Here is a 16493-nt window from a genome sequence, read left to right as displayed (position 1 = left end):
CTGAAGGGACTGACCCCGGAGGAATTCCGGAATCAGTCCCTATGTGCGGCGTAGGCCGCTTATTAGCCCGTCCAAGAATTGGGGCGCAGTTCATCAGAGCCAAAACGGGGGCTGTTCCGTGCTTCAGCTAGCTGGTAAAAGCCTTTACCTTGCTGAATACTCTCAATTTTGCACGGCGCAGGCGGGGGTACCTTTGTCCGCGGCAGAATATGGAAGCCAATCACCAACCTACCGGCAAGATCGTGTCGGCAGCCCCGGCCTTTCCTTTGCCTAGCGCGACCCTCGCAAAGCGCGTGAGCGATAGGGAAAGGAAAGGCCGGGGCGAACAACCCGCGGCGCAGCCAGTGTTCGCGTTACGGCAGGATATGGAAACCGAGCGCGGCGATATCCTTGGCAAAGCCGCGAACGGTGTCGAGCGAAACCTCGTACGGATCGCGGCCGATGTTCTTGCGCTTGGCAAGGATGCCGTTAGGCACCGTGATGATCTGGCAACCGCAGGCCTCGGCCTGGTAAATGTTGATAAGCTCGCGCGTGGACGCCCACAAGACCTCGCAGTTGGGCTTGACGGCGGCCTTCTTGACCGACTCCGTCATAAACGGAATGGGGTCGACGCCGGTGTCGGCGATGCGGCCGGCAAAGAGCGAGATGATGGACGGCGTCTCGGCGTCAACGGCCTCGACCATCTCATCGACCTGCTCGGGCGTAAAAATGGTGGTGACGTTGGCCTTGATGCCGTCGGCCGAAAGCTTGCGGACCAGCTCGGCGGTGGACTCGCCCTTGGTGGTCACGCATGGAATCTTGACGTAGACGTTCTCGGCCCAGGTGGCGATCTCACGAGCCTCGACCTCCATGGTCTCGACGTCGTCGGCAAAGACCTCAAACGACACGGATACATCGGTGATGTGGGCCAGGACCTCCTTGGCAAACGCGCGGTAATCCGTCACGCCGCCCTTCTTCATAAGGGACGGGTTGGTCGTGAAACCCTGAACGTTGCCGTTCTCGTACATGTCGAGCATGCCCTCGAGGTTTGCACCGTCAGCGAACACCTTGATTGCCATCTGCCTGATTCCTTTCGTTTGCATATGGGCGTTAAGCTGCTAAACACTTTACCTACGTTTATCAAGGCGTGAACTGCGGTTTTTTGTCTTCTCGGCGAACGGTATAAACGCTTTAGCGTTTTTGAGCACACCTTCCAGCAGCAAAACGATTTTGCAGGGCGGGCCCATTTGAGCCGCCCGCCGCGGGTGAACGGTAATTGGGCGGTTCCCGCTAGATCAACCCAAAGTGGCGCATCGCCGTGACGGTGCCGTCGTGCTCGACGTCGTCGGTCACATAGTCGGCGACCGCCTTGACCTCGGGCATGGCGTTGCCCATGGCGACAGCCATCTCGACAGCGGCGAGTATGCCCAGGTCGTTGCCCGAATCGCCGAAGCCAAAGGTGCGCGCGTTACGGCTGCATCCCAGATACTCCAGTGCTCGCGCCACGCCCACGCCCTTGTCAATGCCCTTGGGGCTCAGCTCGCGGTTTGCTTGCTGGGCTCGCTTGGAAGATCGGCGGTAAACGCGTCTCCCAGTCAATCCGGCACCGCCGAGGCAAACCCCACACGCGCCCGCCGGCAAGCGGCACGCGCCCGCCAACGCAAAGGTCCGGCGGGACGCACCTAGCATCCCGCCGGACCGTCACTCGTCCAGGAGGTCGCCGCGACGAGCCCCTAGATCTTCGCAAGCTCCTCGGAGATGACGCGACAGACATCCTCAGCCTGAGGCATCACGCCGTACATCTCGAAGAAGCCGTGGTCGCAGCCGCGATAACGAATCGCAGTGACGTCAACGCCCGCATCCTGCAGCCTCTTCGCGAACAGCTCGTCCTGATAGCGCAGATAGTCATACTCGGAAGAGATGATGACCGTGCGGGGGAACGCGCTCACGTCCTCCGCGAACAGCGCGGAAATCAGCGGGTCGAGCATCTTGTCCGCATCGCCGTTGACGTACATGGGCGGAAGGTCGTTGTTGGCGAGGCGAATGCGATCAACCCTGCTCAGCGCCTCGGGCCTCTGCTCATCCACGACCTCGTACAGGTCATAGGACCACTCATCCGGAACGGGACCGCCATCAACGAGCGGATAAAGCTCGACAACCGCCTTGATCCTATCCGCGTGAGAGCCCTCGAGCACGACGGCATTCGACAGGCTGCCACCCGCAGAGTCACCAGCCACGGCAATGCGAGTCGCATCAACGCCCAGCTCGTCAGCGTGATCGACAAGCCAGTCGAGCGTCTTCACGCAGTCCTCGACGCCACCCGGGAACATCGTCTCGGGAGACAGGCGGTACTCCGGATAGATCGCGACGCAACCCGTGCGCTCCACGATGTCGCGCAGGCAGTTCTCGTACTGGCCGATGTTGCCCACCATGAACCCGCCGCCATGGATGAACACGAGCGCGGCAGACCCATCCTCGTGCCCCTCCGGCGTGAAGATGTGCAGCGGAATGCCCTTGTCGCCGAAGTTCATGACGACGGTCTTCTTGGCAACGTTCGCGCCCCTCACGACGTGGGTCTCCTTGTTGGGCGCGGAGCGCCACGCGATCACGTCCACCGGTCCGGCCGGCGCCGACCCCGCCGCAGGAGCCGCAGCGAGCTTCGCGTGCGCACGAGCATAGACGCGCGGATCGAGCACGTGCTCGCGGTCGTCACCCGGCACGGGCTTCAGCATCAGCCTCAGGCCGTTAGGCTCGACAACCTCCCTCGCGCCACTCTCAAGCACCTCAAGCTCGGAAGTGGGGTACTTCCTATCCTCGGCGCTCATGGCTAGCCGATCTTCAGCTCGTCGAGCCTGGCGTCGAGCTTGGCCATCTCGTCGGCGGAAAGCTCCCACTCGAACGTCTCGCAGTTCTGAATCGCGTGGGCGTCCGTGCGCACGCCCACGAGAGCGGTGCCCACGTACTCCTTCTGGGTGCTCCAGTTCACGGCAACCTGCGCCACGGGTTTGTCGTGGGCCTCGGCGATCTCGTCCATGACCTTGAGCAGCTCCTGGACGCGCGAGAACTTGGGCTCCCGGAAGTAGTCGTAGAAGCCACCGCGGACGTCGCCTTCCTCGAACTTCGTCAGCTCGCGGAACTTACCCGACAGGATGCCCGCGCCAAGGGAGCCATAGGTGAAGGAGTCGATGCCACGCTCGTAGCCCCACTTGATGAGGTCCTCGGAGGAGCGGTCAACCATAGAGTAGGGCGGCTGCTGGACGTCAATCTGAGCGACCTTCTCGCACTCCTCGATCATCTCGGTCGTGAAGTTGGAGACGCCGATGTGGCGAATCTTGCCCTGCTCCTTGAGGAGCTGGAGGGCGCACATCGTCTCGGAGAACGGAGTCTTAGCGTCGGGCCAGTGCACGAAGTAGAAGTCGATGTAGTCGGTGCGGAGGTTGCGCAGCGAGCTCTCGACCTCCCTCATGATGTTCTTGAACGAGGAGTCGCGGTCATAGCCGGCGGCGCTGGTGATCAGGCCAACCTTGGTCGAGAGCAGGTAGCTCTCTCTGTCGACGCCCCTGAGCGCGTTGCCGACGACCTTCTCGGACGTGCCGTTGCCATAGCACGGCGCGGTGTCGATGAGGTTGACGCCGTGATCGAGCATGGTGCGGATGGCGGACATGCTGGCGGCGTCATCGTTCTCACCAAAGGAGTCGCCGCCGATCGCCCAGGTGCCCACAGCGAGCTGGGAGACGTCGACATCGGAATTCTTGAGGTGCGTGTAGCGCATGTTCTCTCCTTCTAATGGGGCGGCACGCGTCGAATGTCCTCGATCGCGTGCCGCCGGGAATTGCCTTAAACAAGCTTCGAATGATCCGGAAGCCGCCCTACACGATGCCCACGAGGCCGAGGACGAGCGCCAGAATCATGATGCCAACCAGGATGATGTTGACGTTCACGTTCTTCTTGCGCAGGAGCCAGAGGACGACGAGCGTAAGCCCCAGGGGCACGATGCCCTTGAAGATCGAGTCGAGGTAGGTCTGGATCATGACGGGGTCAGAGTCCTGAACCGGAATGGACAGGATCGTGTTGAATTGGACGTTCGCCGCAGTCATGGCACCGATCATCACGAGGCCAACCGTGGAGGTCGCCTTGGTGATGAGCTTCATGAGACCACCCTCGTACATCTCGGAGATGAAGTTGGTGCCCATGCTGAAGCCGAGGTAGGTCATGAAGTATCGGCAGAGGATCGACGGGATGTTGTAGATCAGCAGGAACATGATCGCGCCGAGGGGCGAGCCGCTCATGGCGAGGTTGATGCCAATGCCGGCAGCGATGACACGCAGGACGCCCCAGAAGATTGCGTCACCGATGCCGGACATCGGGCCCATCAGGGAAACCTTGATGCCGTCGATGGACTCGGTGTCGAAGTCTTCGTGCTGCGAGTTCTCCCTCTCCATGGAGGCGACGAGGCCCATGGCGAACGTGCCGACGTTCTGGGTAATGTTGTACCAAGTCGTGTGACGCTTCATGGCTTCGGCACGGGCCTCGGGGTCATCGGCGTAGTAGCGGTTAAGCGCGGGCTGGACGGAGTACAGCCAGCCGTCGGCGCCAGCCTTGACGGAACCGCCGGCGCAGGAGGCGAACACGGAGAAAGAGCGCAGGAAAATGCTGTTGAGCATCTTCTTGTCTTCAGGGCTCACATTCTTGGTCAGGTTGCTCATGCGAAGAAATCCTCCTCGTCGCTGGTTACAGAGTCGTTGGAAACGGCCTGGGTGGCCAAGCCCTTCTTGGTGAGATCGAAAATCTCCTTGTCGCGGAGGGCGGAGGCAACCGCGATGATGACGCCGAGAACCGCGATGGCGATCATCGGGAGGCCGAGGTACTGGTAGAGCGTGAAGCCCAGGAAGAAGTAGATGCTGAGCTCGGTGCTCCACAGCATCTGGAGCAGGAGCGCCATACCAACGGCGGGCAGGAGGGCGCCCACGGCGTTGAGGCCGCTCATGACATTGGCCGGAATCTGGTTGACGATAGCGGCAACGGGCTCAGCGCCAAGGTAAACGCCGAGGAAGGCGATGAGGCCAAAGGCGGCGTACTTAACGAACCAGAGAACGAAGTGCTGAAGCGCGAGGCCCTTCTCGTTGCCCTCGGCGGCCATCTTGTCAAAGGTGGCGGCGAAGAACGCGAGGAACACGTTGTTCACAAAGATCGAGAGGAACGCGGTGACGACGCCAATGGGAACGGCCAGCGTGATGGCGGCGCCTTGGTCGATGCCGGCGCCAACGGTGAAGGCGACGGCGAGGGCGGTCGCGGTAACGGGCTCGGCGGAGATGGCGCCACCGATGTTAACCGCGCCCATGAAGATTGCCTCGAGAGAGGCACCGATGATGACACCGGTCTTGACGTCGCCCATCAGAAGGCCCGCAACGAGGCCGACCACGAGAGGACGCTCGATCATACACTGACCGAGAACCCAGTTGCCGCCGTAGCAAATCAGCACGGTCAACCAGGCCATTACTGCTAACCCAATCATTTGACTTCCTTTCTCTCATTTCATTTGACCGCCTGGCCAAATCCCCTTATTTCTCCGCCGCCTCGATCAGACTCTTGAGAGGAGTCTTGGGATTGGACGGGATAAGCTGATGGAAAACCGGAATACCCTGCTCGCAAAGCTCCTTCGCGGCCTCGAGCTCATCCGGGTTGAGCATGATCGTGGAGTTGAGGGCGACCTTGCTATCCGGATCGGACTTGTCGAAGCGGCCGACATTGGCAACGTTCACGCCCTCGATCTTGCCCGGTGCGCCTTTAACGAGCTCAAGCACGTCACGCACGCAGTTGGTGAGCGCGAAGATGCGCATGGAGTCCGCACGCGGATCGTTCGCGATGCGGCAAGCATCCGGAACATCCTTGACGAGGAGCTTCTGGCCCGCCGGCGTACCCATGGAAAGCGTCATGCGAAGGGCATCGCTCTCCACGGCGTGCTTGTTGGCGACGATGATCCTGGTGGTGTTGAGCTCCTTGGTCCACACCAGGGCGACCTGCCCGTGAATCAGACGGTCATCGACTCGAACCTGAACAATCATTGTTTCCTCTCCTTACTTATTAGTGCTCTCTAATCGAAGAAGTCTCCGTCGGACCCCTCGTTGTCCGCGGCCTTGCTCGGAGGCTCGACGACCTGCATCGTCGCCCTCGCCAGCTCGACGCTCTGCTTGATCGAATCTGCCGTGACCGGCTCAGCGCCGAGGAGCGCCTCGATCACGAGGCCGAGGTTCATACCGGTAACATGGACGATCCCGCGCTTCTCCGGCTCCATGAGGACGACCTTCTGGAAGACGGAGCCACCGTAGATGTCGGTGAAGATGATGGCCTCGTCCTCAGGGCCCACCGAGTCAATAAACGCCTGGATGCGAGGGGTGAAATCGGAGTCGTCCACGTAGCAGTCAACTGCTTCCACCATGTCCGCCATACCGGTCAGGATCTCGATCGAGCTCCTGATTCCGCTTGCGAGGTGACCGTGCGACGCGACAAGAACTTTCTTCATCGAGTCTCTCCTAGAGCGAATAGTGGTTGGGGTTCAGAAGCTGGATCTTGCTTGCGACGAACGCGCGCATGTCGGGGGCGGCGTCCATCAGGAGGCCAACGCCGTTGCCGTCGTTCTTGCCGGAGCTGATGTCCTTCTCGAAGGCGCGGTACATGGAGCGGAAGTACTCCGTGGCGATGTTGAACTTGCTCATGCCGAGGTTCACGGCCTCCTGGAGCTGCTCGTCGGGGATGTCGGAGCATCCGTGCATGACGAGGGGGACGCTGACGGCCTCCCTGCAGGCCTTGATGCGCTCCATGTCGAGGTTCGGGACCTTGACGTAGGGGCCGTGGGCGTTGCCGACGGCGATGGCGAGCGAACCACAGCCGGTGCCCTCGACGAACTCCTCGGCGAGGTTCGGGTCGGTATAGTGGTCGCTGTTCACGAAGTCGTTGGCGTCGGAGCCGTTGCCGACGTGGCCGAGCTCGGCCTCGATGTCAACGTCGAAGATCTTGGCGACCTGGACGACGTCCTTCGTGAGCTGAAAGTTCTCCTCATAGGGAAGCGAGGAGCCGTCGACCATGACGGAGGGGAAACCGGCCTTGACGCCCTTGACGGCGATCTCGTAACCAGCGGAGTGATCCTGGTGGACGGCGACGGGCACGCTCGCGCGCTCGGCGTAATAGCGGGCGGCGAAGGCGATGATGTCGAGGGCACAGTGGTCCTCGAAGCCGGGCCAGTACTGGATGATGATAGGCATGTGCTCATCCTCGGCGGCCTGGATCGCATAACGGATGGTCTCCGTGTTGATGACGTTGATCGCGGGCACGCCATAGTGGTGCTCGGTCGCATGTTGAAGAAGCTCGTTGACCTTGATGAGAGACATCTTTGTCTTCCTTTCACTTGGATAACCATTGGATTGGACAGTTCTCAGCTCGTCAGCTGGTTGAACACGAAGAGAAGCGCGAAGCAGGCAGGCGCTTGCAAAACGCGGTGGAACCTATGCGGCCGACTGGCCCTCAGGCTGTGGCGCTGCGCTTCGACGCCACAGTACGTACGCCACAAAAGCAACGACCGCAGCAATCGTTGAAGCGAGGGCGAAGGCCAGAAAACCCGCGTGCGTGCCGAGCGCGTCGCACGCCCAACCGCCAAACAGGTTCGCAACCACGACGGACAGACCGCTCTGAACCATCGCGAAGGCGCTCTGACCTCGAGCGCGACAATCCTCGTAAGTGTGGTTGGCAATGTAGGTAACGCAGGAGTAGTAGACGGTCATGTAACTCACGCTCTGCAGCAGCTGGCCGCAGATCATGACCGGGACGATGCCGGTGCCCACGAGCACGAGCCTGAGCGCCGCCATGAAGCAGGAAAAGATCAGGAGGTTCATCTCGCCGAAGCGCCTGACCAGCTTGGAGGAAACGAGCAGGATGGGGATCTCGCTCGCAGCGGAGACCGCACTCAGGACGCCCACGAGGTTCTGACCCTCGCCAAGCTCGACCGCGTAGCGGCCCAAGAACGCCCCGATGAAGCCAATCGCGGCCGAACTGATGAAGGCGAAGACCAAGACGAAGGCGATCTCATTGCTGGTAAACAGCGAGAGGAGGCCCTTTCCGTGGGAGACCTTGGGATCGTCCGCGGCATTGGCGCGAATTCCCGCCTCGGGGAGGCGCCACATGTGAGCCGCGAAGACCACCAGCGCGGCAGAGACCACCGCGAACTGGATTTGAGGAGCCATGTCGAGCAGCCGACCGACGATCAGGACGACGATGGCATAGCCGATAGTGCCACCCATGCGAATGCGAGAAAAGTCCAGGCCAGAGCGATCCGCGAGCTCGATGACGAGGGAGTCGCTCAGGGGCAGGAGCCCCGAGAAAAACGCCGAGAACGCAAAGGTTACGAGAAGGACCGGGACGAACGTCGACGCCAGGTAATACAGCGGAGCGAGTACCGCCGCCGCAAGGCAGAGGATCACGATGACCGCGCGGCGGCGCCCGAGCTTGTCGGCGATCGTCGACCAGAGCGGCTGGATGGCGAGCGCACACACCGGGGTCGCCGCGAGGAGGATGCCGGTCTGGGCTGCGCTGAGGCCGAGGCTCGTGTAGTGAGCGGAGAGGAACGGCGAGTACACGCCCGCGCAGACCCAGTAGAGGACGTTCGCGAAGAACAGCGAAGTCATGCTTGCGTTTGTCCTGGCGTTGTGCATCGTGCTTCTCCCTTCTTGCTCGCCGGGTGCCTGTCTGGGCTTCGAAGTGATTCGCCATCTAGCGTGAAACAAAGTTGTGAGGCGTTGGAACAATGTTCTGTTGTTTCATCGTTTTCGTGCCGTTGTTTCACGGCTCATAAGATAGCAGCTCAAGATGAGATTGCGCCGGGGAAGCACCGATTTACCGTGAACGGTAGGAAATCAGCGGTGAAACGCTATTTCACCGCTTATGAAACATTTTGCTTTATTTTCACCTCTCTTGACCTAAGATACGAAGCAAACTAGGGCCAAGGAGTAACCATGGATAAGACAGGGGATGTGCTCAGCCACATCTGCGCGGTCATGAACAGCCTATCCCCCTCGGAGAAGGCAATCGCAACGTATGTGCTCGACCACCCGTCGGACGTCGCAACGATGACCGTCCGCGAACTCGCCGCAGGAACCGGTACGTCACCGGCGTCTGTTTCGAGGTTCGCAAGGACGCTTGACTACCGAACCTATTCGGACATGCGTCTGGCGCTCGGCATATCCATCAGCAGGGCCTCCGGCGAGGAAAAGGCCACGGGCGGCAAGGTTACTCTGGACGACGTCGAGGGCTCCATTAAGTACGTCCTGTCTCACAAGGTCAAGGAGCTCTCCCAAACCGCCTCGCTCATTGACTCCGATGACTTTTCGGCAGTCGTCAATCTGCTCCACAACGCCAACCTCGTCCTGATTGCGGGCGTCGGCAACTCGATTAGCATGGGCGTAAACGCGGCGTTCAAGCTCTCACAGGTTGGAGTCAGGGCGTTTTGCCCCAGTACCACCGATGCCATGGTCTCCGCCGCAACCAGCCTCAAGGAGAATGACATCCTGCTCGTCATTTCGACGTCCGGATACTCGAAGCGCCTCGTCAACATATTCGACTCTGCCGAGGATTCGAACACCCCCATCATCATGATCACAGACAACCCAGATACGCCGCTCGCGAAGCGTGCCACGTATATCATCCGAGCCATCTCGCGAGATCAGGCCATCACCGGAACCGAGGTCGCCTTCTCGCACAGCTCGATCAACTTCGTCATCGAGCTGCTGTTCCTCTTCCTGACCTCTTGCTGGGATGACCCGGTAGAGTTTAACAGGATCATCTCGAAGAATCTCTTGGGAGACAGGCAATACAGCTAGGACGACGCACACCGGCGCACCGACGCCCAGACCGAAACGGGAGGACCCCTTGATAAAGCTCATCCTCGCAGACATGGACGGGACCCTGCTGCCGTTTGGCTCAAGGGTCGTATCGGAGCGCACGCACAGCGCGATTCTTTCGGCGCTTGATGCGGGCATCGCGTTCGGCCCCGCAAGCGGCCGCGACTACGCCGACCTGGCCGATGCCTTTGACGGCGACGCGCGCTGTTTCTCGACCGGCATCATGGCCAACGGAAAGAAGGTCTTCTCCAGCGGCGAACTCGTGTTCAAAAAGACGCTCTCGACGGAGGCCCTCGTCAAGCTCGATAGCGCCGTACGCCCCTACGCGGGGACGTCACTCTGGCTAGTCGCCGATGTCGATGAGACAGGCAAACGCTGCGAGCAGTTCCTCTGCGCCGTCGAGCCTGGCGACGAATTCGCCCTGGAAATCGTTAAGGACTCCGGAAGAGACATGGCGCTCGGAGACGTGCCCACGAACCGTGACGTCATCACCGCCGGCATCTTCGTCAACGTCAGCTCCGCCCCGACGGAAGTCGTTCGGAGTCGATGCAAGGAAGCCTGCCCAGAGCTTGATTTCCCCTCGCCCGTCCCATTCTTCCTCGATGTTGTTCCGGCTGGCTGGAGCAAGGTAAACGGACTCGACGCGCTTCTCGGCAGCCTTGGGGTCACGCTGGACGAGGTCGCTTTTATCGGAGACTCGGAAAACGACGTGACGCTCCTCGAAAAGGTGCCGAACTCCTACGCAGTCGCGGGCGCGATGCCAGAGGCGAAGGCCGCGGCCCATCACCTGATCGGGGACGCAGCCGAGGACTCCGTCGCGAAGCTCATCGAACAGATTGTCCAGCAGCGAGGCTAGGGTTCCGCCAGCGTGGCATGCGCCGCGTGCCTCGTCATCCGTTCGTGGTGCGCTACCTCGTGACGATCCAGAGCGTGGCCATCGTCGCGACGCCGATGCCTACGATGAGCGCGACCCACAGGACGCGGACCACGAGGTTCATGTCGCCCGCCACCACCATGTCGTTCGCGCGCCAGAACCAGCTCTCGTTTCCCTCGCACATGATGCCCTCCCTTGGCCTCGATTACGCCATCTATGGCCGAGCAATCGCAGGTCACGTGCCATGGATTTGCCCTACGCCCAGCTTTCAGTTCTGTAAGGCGGCGGGAGCCTGTGCGAGGCCCCGAGTCCTGAGGCTGTTGCAATGAAAATGGGAATCAAGGAGCACGCATCAATCATATGGGTTCCTTTCGAGGGCGATGGCAAACGAAGCATCCATCATATAATGGAGCGACACAACCAGAGAGGTCACCCATGGAATTTTATGCAAGCTGCCCCGAGGGCTTTGAGTCCGCACTCGCCGACGAGCTAAAACGGCTCGGACTTTCGCATGTCCGCCGCCTGAAGGGCCGCGCTACGTTTGAGGGCGAGCTCGAAGAAGGCTATCGCGCCTGTCTGTGGTCGCGCCTGGCCAGCCGCGTGTTCGTGGTACTCGGGCGCTTTGAGGCGCAGGATGCCGATGAACTGTACGATAGCGTTTACGGCATCGCCTGGGAGAGCATCGTCCGCCCCGGCGCCACCATCGCCATTACCGCCCGCGGCGTGACCGAGCAGTTGCGCAACACGCGCTTCTCGGCCCTGCGCGCCAAGGACGCGCTGTGCGACCGTCTGGCCGAGGCCACGGGCCGTCGCGCCGATGTCGATGCCGCCGACCCCGATGTCCACCTGCTGCTCTCGCTGCGCCAGCGCCGCGCGAGCATAAGCCTGGACCTTTCGGGCGATCCGCTGTTCAAGCGCCTGCCGCCCGCAGCGACTCGCGCCGGCGAGGGCACTCACGTGCTGCGCCCCGACTACGCCGCTCTGGTGCTGGCTCAAGTTGGCTGGACCGCATTGTGCGAGCGCGAGTTGACGGCCGACGACTACGAAAACGAGGCCCTGCCCACGCTGATCGACGCCTCGTGCGCCGGCGGCGGCCTGCTGCTGGAGGCCGTGAACATTCTGACCGACCGCGCCCCGGGCGCCGCACGCGAGCGCTGGGGCTTTGAGGGCTGGCAGCTGCACGATGCCGCCCTATGGGAGCAGCTGCTTGCCGAGGCGCGCGAGCGCGAGGCGGCGGCGCGCGAGCGCCAGGCGCGCATCGTGGCCGTGGACATCGACCCCGCCGCCCGCAAGACCGCCGAGCGCATGGTCAAGTGCGCCGGCTACAAGCGCTTTGTCGATTTTTGCGCCGCTAAGCCCGCCACCGTGCTGGACCATGCGGGTGCTGTCGCCGGCGTTGCCGTAGTCGCAGACACCACCGAGACGCCGCTTTCGCTCATGCACGACGCCATGACGCTGGTCGGCGAGCTGCGCCGCGCGCCCGAGCTCGCTACCGCACCGGTCGCCGCGCTCACCCGCGACGGCCTTATGGCCCGCGCGCTCCATGCCGAGCCCGCGCGCTCCATCGCCGTCATGCCCAACAACGAAGAGGCGACTATTGAGGTTTGGCCCTCGCTTGACCACGCTGCCGCGGCATTTGAAGCTGCGACCAGCACGGATGCCGAGGACAAGACCGCAGATGCCGAAGACGAAGCCGCCAACACCCCCATGTCCGAACCCGCCGCTACGCTCGACCTGGGTGACGGCAAGCCGCTGCCCGTGCTCATCCCCGAGTCCGAGCAGTTCGCCAACCGCCTGCGCAAGAACGCTCGCCTGCGTCGCAAGTGGGCCAAGCGCGAGGGCGTGAGCTGCTACCGCGTCTACGATGCCGACCTGCCCGATTACTCCGCCGCCATCGACCTGTACGAGGGCTGCCCGCAGACACCGGGCCGTTGGCTCGTCATCGCCGAATACGCCGCACCCAAGACCATCGACCCGGCGCTGGCCCAGGCCCGCATGCTCGATATCTTGGCCATCGCGCCGCGCATCCTGGATGTTCCGGCCGAGCACGTGCACGCCAAGGCACGCATGCGTTCGCGCGGCGGCTCGCAGTACGGCAAGCAGGGCGCCGGCAAGGGCGGCTCGGGCGAGCGCGCCAACATCGCGCGCCGTCGCCTGCCGCTCATCGAGGAAGGCGGTCTTACCTTTGCCGTCAACTTTGACGACTACCTGGACGTGGGCATCTTCTTGGACCACCGCGTCACGCGCGATCTGGTGCGCGAGCACGCCAAGCAGGCACGCCGCTTCCTCAACCTGTTCGCCTACACCGGCACCGCTACCTGCTATGCGGCCGACGGCGGCGTCGAGGAAACCGTGACGGTCGACCTCTCCAACACCTACCTGGACTGGGCCGAGCGCAACATGCGCCAGAACGGCTTTGTGGGTCCGCAGCATCACTTTGTGCGCGACGACGTGCTCGCCTGGATTCGCGACCAGCGCCAGACGCGCAACCGCTGGGACCTGATTTTTGTCGATCCGCCCACGTTCTCGAACTCGTCCAAGATGGGCCGCCGCACCTGGGATGTCCAGCGCGACCATGTTGAGCTGTTGGCCGGCGTATCGCGCCTGCTCGCACAGGGCGGCCATGCCATCTTTAGCTGCAACCTGCGAGGCTTCCGCCCCGAGACACGCAAGCTCGCACGCGCGGGCGTGGTGCTGGAGGACATTACGGCGCAGACCATCCCCGAGGACTTCGCACGCAACCAGAAGGTGCACCATTGCTATATCGTGCGCCGCCTGCCCATCGAGGACGCCATGGCCGAGGTCGGCTTTAGCGCCGAGGTAATTGCCGAGCGGACCGAGGAGCTGCGCAACCCCGAGGCCCGCAAGCCCCGCGCAGCAGCGCCCGCGCACGCGCAGTCCGGCAACGGCAAGTCGAACTTTGCCGCCAAACCCTCCCCTGCCGGCAAGCCCAAAAAGAAGAAGTTCTACGCGAGCAAGCCCAAGGGCAAGTAACAAAAATGCGGTGGGATAGTTCCCAAATGGCCTCATCAAAAGCCAAATACGGGAACTATCCCACCGCAACTCATAGAGGGGCCGCGTCTGGGGGCCGCGCTCTGCCCTACCCTTGAGTGACCAATCGGTAACCGATACCCACGTGCGTCTGGATATAGCGCGGATGCGCGGGGTCGGACTCGATCTTCTTACGCAACGTGCCCATAAAGACACGCAGGCTCGCCAGGTCGCTCTTGGTTGCCGTGCCCCAAATCTCGTGCAGGATAAACTGGTGCGTCAGCACCTTGTCGGCGTTGTGCGCCAGCAGGCACAAAAGCTTGTACTCGATCGGCGTCAGATGTAGTTCCTCGCCATCCATCGTGGCGATGCCGGCATCAAAATCGATATGCAGCTCACCGGTATCGAACGAGCCCTCGGAGGCAACGCCGCCCGTCTGCGCATACGAAAGGCGTCTGAGCGTGGTGCGAATGCGCGCGAGCAGCTCCTCGACCGAAAACGGCTTAGTCAGGTAGTCATCGGCGCCGGCATCGAGCGCTCGGATCTTGTCCGCGTCCTCGCTGCGCGCCGAAACCACGATGATCGGCATGCCCGACCACGCGCGCACCGACTCCACCACCTTGACGCCGTCCATATCGGGCAGGCCCAGATCGAGCAGCACAATGCTCGGCGCCTGCGACGAAGCGGCGGCGATGGCGGCGTGGGCGGTCTCCACAGCCATATGGCGCAAACCGTGCGCCTCGAGCGCGGCGACGATAAGGTTGCGGACGGCGGGATCGTCCTCAACGACCAAGATGAGCGGTTTCACGGCAGAGTTCGGCACAGCGCTACTCCTTATCAAACGAAACGTCGGCGGCGGGAAGCTCAATCGTAAAGACCGAACCGTGAGGGTCCGCCGCGGTAACCTCTATGCTACCGCCATGTGCCAGCGCAATGGAGCGGCAGAGCGAAAGCCCCAAGCCCACACTGCGGCAGCTGTCGGCCAGGCCATGGTTGGCGGTGTAGAACGACTCAAAGATGCGCTCGCGGTCCTCGGGCGCAATGCCCGGGCCGTCATCGGCAACCGAGCACGCCACACATCCATCATGGACGCCAATCGAGATTACGATATGCGAACCCGCAGGCGTATAGGTGATGGCGTTGTTCACCAGATTGACCACCAGCTGCACCATCAGACGCGCGTCGACGTTGACAAGCGCCGGCTCATCGCACGCCACCACCTTAAGGTCGTGCTCGCGCACGGCAGGGTTCACGTGGCGCAGCGCCTCCTCGACGATATCGTCCATGAGCTCGAGCGTGGTCGACAGGCGCATACCGCCACCCTCGAGCTTGGTGATGGCGAGCAGATTCTCGACGGTGGCGTTGAGCCACAGCGCATCCGAGCGAATGGATAGAAGCAGGCCGCGGCGCGTCTGGGCATCGAGCACCGCGGTGCCGGTCGAGCCCTGATCGAGCAGGACATCGGCATTGCCCGAAATACTGGTAAGCGGTGTGCGCAGGTCGTGCGAGATGGAGCGCAGCAGGTTGGCGCGCAGCTGCTCATTTTTGGCAAGCACCGCCGCCTCCTCGCGGGCCTCCATGGCGCGGGCGCGATCGAGCGCCAGCTCGCCTTCGCTCACGATAGCATCGGCAAGTGTCCGCTCCTCGTGCGTCAGCACGTCGGGCTCGGCAACGATAGCCAGCACGCCCACCACCGAGGCGGGGTCGCCCGAGCGCGCGAAGCCGTCGCCTGTGCGAACCGTCAGGTAGATGCCATAAAACGCCGAGCCGCCGAACGTAGCATCGAGCGGCGTTCCCACATAGGCGGACGCCGAGAGCCGCGGTGGCATCTGCGGCGCCAGCTCGTGCACCGGCGCGGCATCGCCCACGGCCGTGTATGTCGCACGCGGCAGCAGGTCATCGCCCTCGGCGTCGGCGCTGTACCACACGACCGGACAGCCCGAAAGACGCGCCAGCTGCGTTGCCATGGCGTGCACAATCTGCTGCTGATCGGCACAGCGCTGCAGCATGCGGTTGGTCTCGAGCACCATCTGCGTGCGGCGGTCGCTGGCGGCGGCCTGCGCCAAGGCGCGGCGCAGGGCCAACGCGATCGAACTCGACACAAGCGAGACCGCAAACATGATGAAGAACATGCCGGGATAAACACGGTCGATAAACGACAGCGAGTAGCGCGGGTCAACAAACAAGAAGTTGTAGAGCGCCACGGCGGCAGCCGAGCTCAGCAAGCAATACAGGCGGCTCCAGGTAAAGAACGCGCACAGCTGCACGGCGAACACATAGACGATCATGATGCTCGGCGCGAGACCCGGATGGTCGAGCAGCGCGCCCGCAATCGTCGCCGCGACCAGCAGCCCCGCCGATACGCAGGCGTCATACAGAGGGCTGCGACGCGTCAGCGTCGTGCGCCGCCACCAAAAGTTCTCGGCAATATCGCCGTCCGCATGGACGTCCATCAGCGCCCCGCCCCTCTCTCAAAAACAAAAACCACCACAAAGGGGACAGGCACCTTTGTGGTGGTTTCCCCTTGTGGTGGTTCCAAGTGTATAGCCTTTACAGCCTGCGGTCGTTAGACAAACAGCACGTGCGCGAGCAGGGCGCACACGCACACCGCTCCAAATACCAATGCCACGATCGAAATCACGCGATCGACCATGTCCATGTTGGCCCGATTCGTAAAGAACCGATCTTCGGCGGCGTCGACGCGCGCCTCACGGACGTCAAGTGTCCTTGCATCCATGTTTACCTCCCCGGCTTTAGTT

The 16493-nt window shown here is 62.3% G+C and carries 17 protein-coding genes; 3 read left to right on the top strand and 14 right to left on the bottom strand.

Annotated features, from left to right (window positions below; all coding sequences use genetic code 11):
- Window positions 1-353: 353 nt before the first annotated feature.
- From AQ996_RS06120 to AQ996_RS06075, 10 genes are all read right to left on the bottom strand, one after another.
- A complete protein-coding gene (locus tag AQ996_RS06120) occupies window positions 354-1058 on the bottom strand; it encodes a transaldolase (protein WP_253274614.1) in 705 nt (234 codons plus the stop codon).
- Window positions 1059-1269: 211 nt separating this feature from the next.
- Window positions 1270-1578, bottom strand: a complete 309-nt coding sequence (locus AQ996_RS09650) for an HAD family hydrolase (protein ID WP_253274613.1) — start codon at window positions 1576-1578, stop codon at window positions 1270-1272.
- 134 nt (window positions 1579-1712) lie between these two features.
- Window positions 1713-2804 (bottom strand): alpha/beta hydrolase, encoded by a 1092-nt coding sequence (locus AQ996_RS06110; protein ID WP_055251952.1) that lies wholly within the window; start codon window positions 2802-2804, stop codon window positions 1713-1715.
- A gap of 2 nt (window positions 2805-2806) precedes the next feature.
- On the bottom strand, window positions 2807-3751 hold the full coding sequence (locus AQ996_RS06105; protein ID WP_055251950.1) for an aldo/keto reductase: 945 nt from the start codon (window positions 3749-3751) through the stop codon (window positions 2807-2809).
- A 97-nt stretch (window positions 3752-3848) separates the two neighbouring features.
- Window positions 3849-4685, bottom strand: a complete 837-nt coding sequence (locus AQ996_RS06100) for a PTS system mannose/fructose/sorbose family transporter subunit IID (RefSeq protein WP_055251948.1) — start codon at window positions 4683-4685, stop codon at window positions 3849-3851.
- Window positions 4682-5494 (bottom strand): PTS mannose/fructose/sorbose/N-acetylgalactosamine transporter subunit IIC, encoded by an 813-nt coding sequence (locus AQ996_RS06095; RefSeq protein ID WP_055251946.1) that lies wholly within the window; start codon window positions 5492-5494, stop codon window positions 4682-4684. Before AQ996_RS06095 ends, AQ996_RS06100 begins: the two co-directional genes overlap by 4 nt.
- A 46-nt stretch (window positions 5495-5540) precedes the next feature.
- A complete protein-coding gene (locus AQ996_RS06090; RefSeq protein ID WP_055251944.1) occupies window positions 5541-6044 on the bottom strand; it encodes a PTS sugar transporter subunit IIB in 504 nt (167 codons plus the stop codon).
- A 29-nt stretch (window positions 6045-6073) separates the two neighbouring features.
- A complete protein-coding gene (locus AQ996_RS06085) occupies window positions 6074-6502 on the bottom strand; it encodes a PTS sugar transporter subunit IIA (RefSeq protein ID WP_055251942.1) in 429 nt (142 codons plus the stop codon).
- A gap of 10 nt (window positions 6503-6512) precedes the next feature.
- Entirely contained in the window at window positions 6513-7367 is an 855-nt protein-coding gene (locus AQ996_RS06080) for a class II fructose-bisphosphate aldolase (protein WP_055251940.1), read from the bottom strand.
- A gap of 114 nt (window positions 7368-7481) precedes the next feature.
- Entirely contained in the window at window positions 7482-8684 is a 1203-nt protein-coding gene (locus tag AQ996_RS06075; protein ID WP_055251938.1) for an MFS transporter, read from the bottom strand.
- A gap of 300 nt (window positions 8685-8984) precedes the next feature.
- Between AQ996_RS06075 and AQ996_RS06070 the strand changes: the two genes are divergently transcribed.
- Entirely contained in the window at window positions 8985-9848 is an 864-nt protein-coding gene (locus AQ996_RS06070) for a MurR/RpiR family transcriptional regulator (protein ID WP_055251936.1), read from the top strand.
- Between the two features lie 49 nt (window positions 9849-9897).
- Window positions 9898-10725 (top strand): HAD hydrolase family protein, encoded by an 828-nt coding sequence (locus AQ996_RS06065; protein WP_055251935.1) that lies wholly within the window; start codon window positions 9898-9900, stop codon window positions 10723-10725.
- A 52-nt stretch (window positions 10726-10777) separates the two neighbouring features.
- Here the strand turns inward: AQ996_RS06065 and AQ996_RS09815 are convergent, their stop codons facing one another.
- Window positions 10778-10927, bottom strand: a complete 150-nt coding sequence (locus AQ996_RS09815) for a hypothetical protein (RefSeq protein WP_156333781.1) — start codon at window positions 10925-10927, stop codon at window positions 10778-10780.
- Window positions 10928-11178: 251 nt separating this feature from the next.
- On the opposite strand from AQ996_RS09815, the gene rlmKL reads away from it, so the two are divergent.
- A complete protein-coding gene (gene rlmKL / locus AQ996_RS06060) occupies window positions 11179-13737 on the top strand; it encodes a bifunctional 23S rRNA (guanine(2069)-N(7))-methyltransferase RlmK/23S rRNA (guanine(2445)-N(2))-methyltransferase RlmL (RefSeq protein ID WP_055251933.1) in 2559 nt (852 codons plus the stop codon).
- 106 nt (window positions 13738-13843) lie between these two features.
- On the opposite strand, the gene AQ996_RS06055 is transcribed toward rlmKL, so the two are convergent.
- The 3 genes from AQ996_RS06055 to AQ996_RS09810 all read right to left on the bottom strand — a co-directional run bounded on the left by AQ996_RS06055 (window position 13844) and on the right by AQ996_RS09810 (window position 16471).
- Complete coding sequence (locus tag AQ996_RS06055) at window positions 13844-14557, bottom strand: response regulator (RefSeq protein ID WP_117648427.1); 714 nt, start codon at window positions 14555-14557, stop codon at window positions 13844-13846.
- Between the two features lie 4 nt (window positions 14558-14561).
- A complete protein-coding gene (locus tag AQ996_RS06050) occupies window positions 14562-16187 on the bottom strand; it encodes a sensor histidine kinase (protein ID WP_055251931.1) in 1626 nt (541 codons plus the stop codon).
- 113 nt (window positions 16188-16300) lie between these two features.
- Window positions 16301-16471: a hypothetical protein gene (locus tag AQ996_RS09810; RefSeq protein WP_156333780.1), complete on the bottom strand. Its 171-nt coding sequence runs from the start codon at window positions 16469-16471 to the stop codon at window positions 16301-16303.
- Window positions 16472-16493 lie beyond the last annotated feature (22 nt).

The sequence above is a fragment of the Collinsella aerofaciens genome (assembly GCF_001404695.1).
Taxonomy (GTDB): domain Bacteria; phylum Actinomycetota; class Coriobacteriia; order Coriobacteriales; family Coriobacteriaceae; genus Collinsella; species Collinsella aerofaciens_E.
Note: the sequence above shows the minus strand (reverse complement) of the source record. Positions and strands in the feature narration are given on the sequence as shown.

What these genes read in the sequence shown, in the direction of transcription:
- AQ996_RS06120 (WP_253274614.1), bottom strand. Translation starts at nt 1,058, where the DNA reads ATGGCAATCAAGGTGTTCGCTGACGGTGCAAACCTCGAGGGCATGCTC.
- AQ996_RS06110 (WP_055251952.1), bottom strand. Translation starts at nt 2,804, where the DNA reads ATGAGCGCCGAGGATAGGAAGTACCCCACTTCCGAGCTTGAGGTGCTT.
- AQ996_RS06105 (WP_055251950.1), bottom strand. Translation starts at nt 3,751, where the DNA reads ATGCGCTACACGCACCTCAAGAATTCCGATGTCGACGTCTCCCAGCTC.
- AQ996_RS06100 (WP_055251948.1), bottom strand. Translation starts at nt 4,685, where the DNA reads ATGAGCAACCTGACCAAGAATGTGAGCCCTGAAGACAAGAAGATGCTC.
- AQ996_RS06095 (WP_055251946.1), bottom strand. Translation starts at nt 5,494, where the DNA reads ATGATTGGGTTAGCAGTAATGGCCTGGTTGACCGTGCTGATTTGCTAC.
- AQ996_RS06090 (WP_055251944.1), bottom strand. Translation starts at nt 6,044, where the DNA reads ATGATTGTTCAGGTTCGAGTCGATGACCGTCTGATTCACGGGCAGGTC.
- AQ996_RS06085 (WP_055251942.1), bottom strand. Translation starts at nt 6,502, where the DNA reads ATGAAGAAAGTTCTTGTCGCGTCGCACGGTCACCTCGCAAGCGGAATC.
- AQ996_RS06080 (WP_055251940.1), bottom strand. Translation starts at nt 7,367, where the DNA reads ATGTCTCTCATCAAGGTCAACGAGCTTCTTCAACATGCGACCGAGCAC.
- AQ996_RS06075 (WP_055251938.1), bottom strand. Translation starts at nt 8,684, where the DNA reads ATGCACAACGCCAGGACAAACGCAAGCATGACTTCGCTGTTCTTCGCG.
- AQ996_RS06070 (WP_055251936.1), top strand. Translation starts at nt 8,985, where the DNA reads ATGGATAAGACAGGGGATGTGCTCAGCCACATCTGCGCGGTCATGAAC.
- AQ996_RS09815 (WP_156333781.1), bottom strand. Translation starts at nt 10,927, where the DNA reads ATGTGCGAGGGAAACGAGAGCTGGTTCTGGCGCGCGAACGACATGGTG.
- rlmKL (WP_055251933.1), top strand. Translation starts at nt 11,179, where the DNA reads ATGGAATTTTATGCAAGCTGCCCCGAGGGCTTTGAGTCCGCACTCGCC.
- AQ996_RS06050 (WP_055251931.1), bottom strand. Translation starts at nt 16,187, where the DNA reads ATGGACGTCCATGCGGACGGCGATATTGCCGAGAACTTTTGGTGGCGG.
- AQ996_RS09810 (WP_156333780.1), bottom strand. Translation starts at nt 16,471, where the DNA reads ATGGATGCAAGGACACTTGACGTCCGTGAGGCGCGCGTCGACGCCGCC.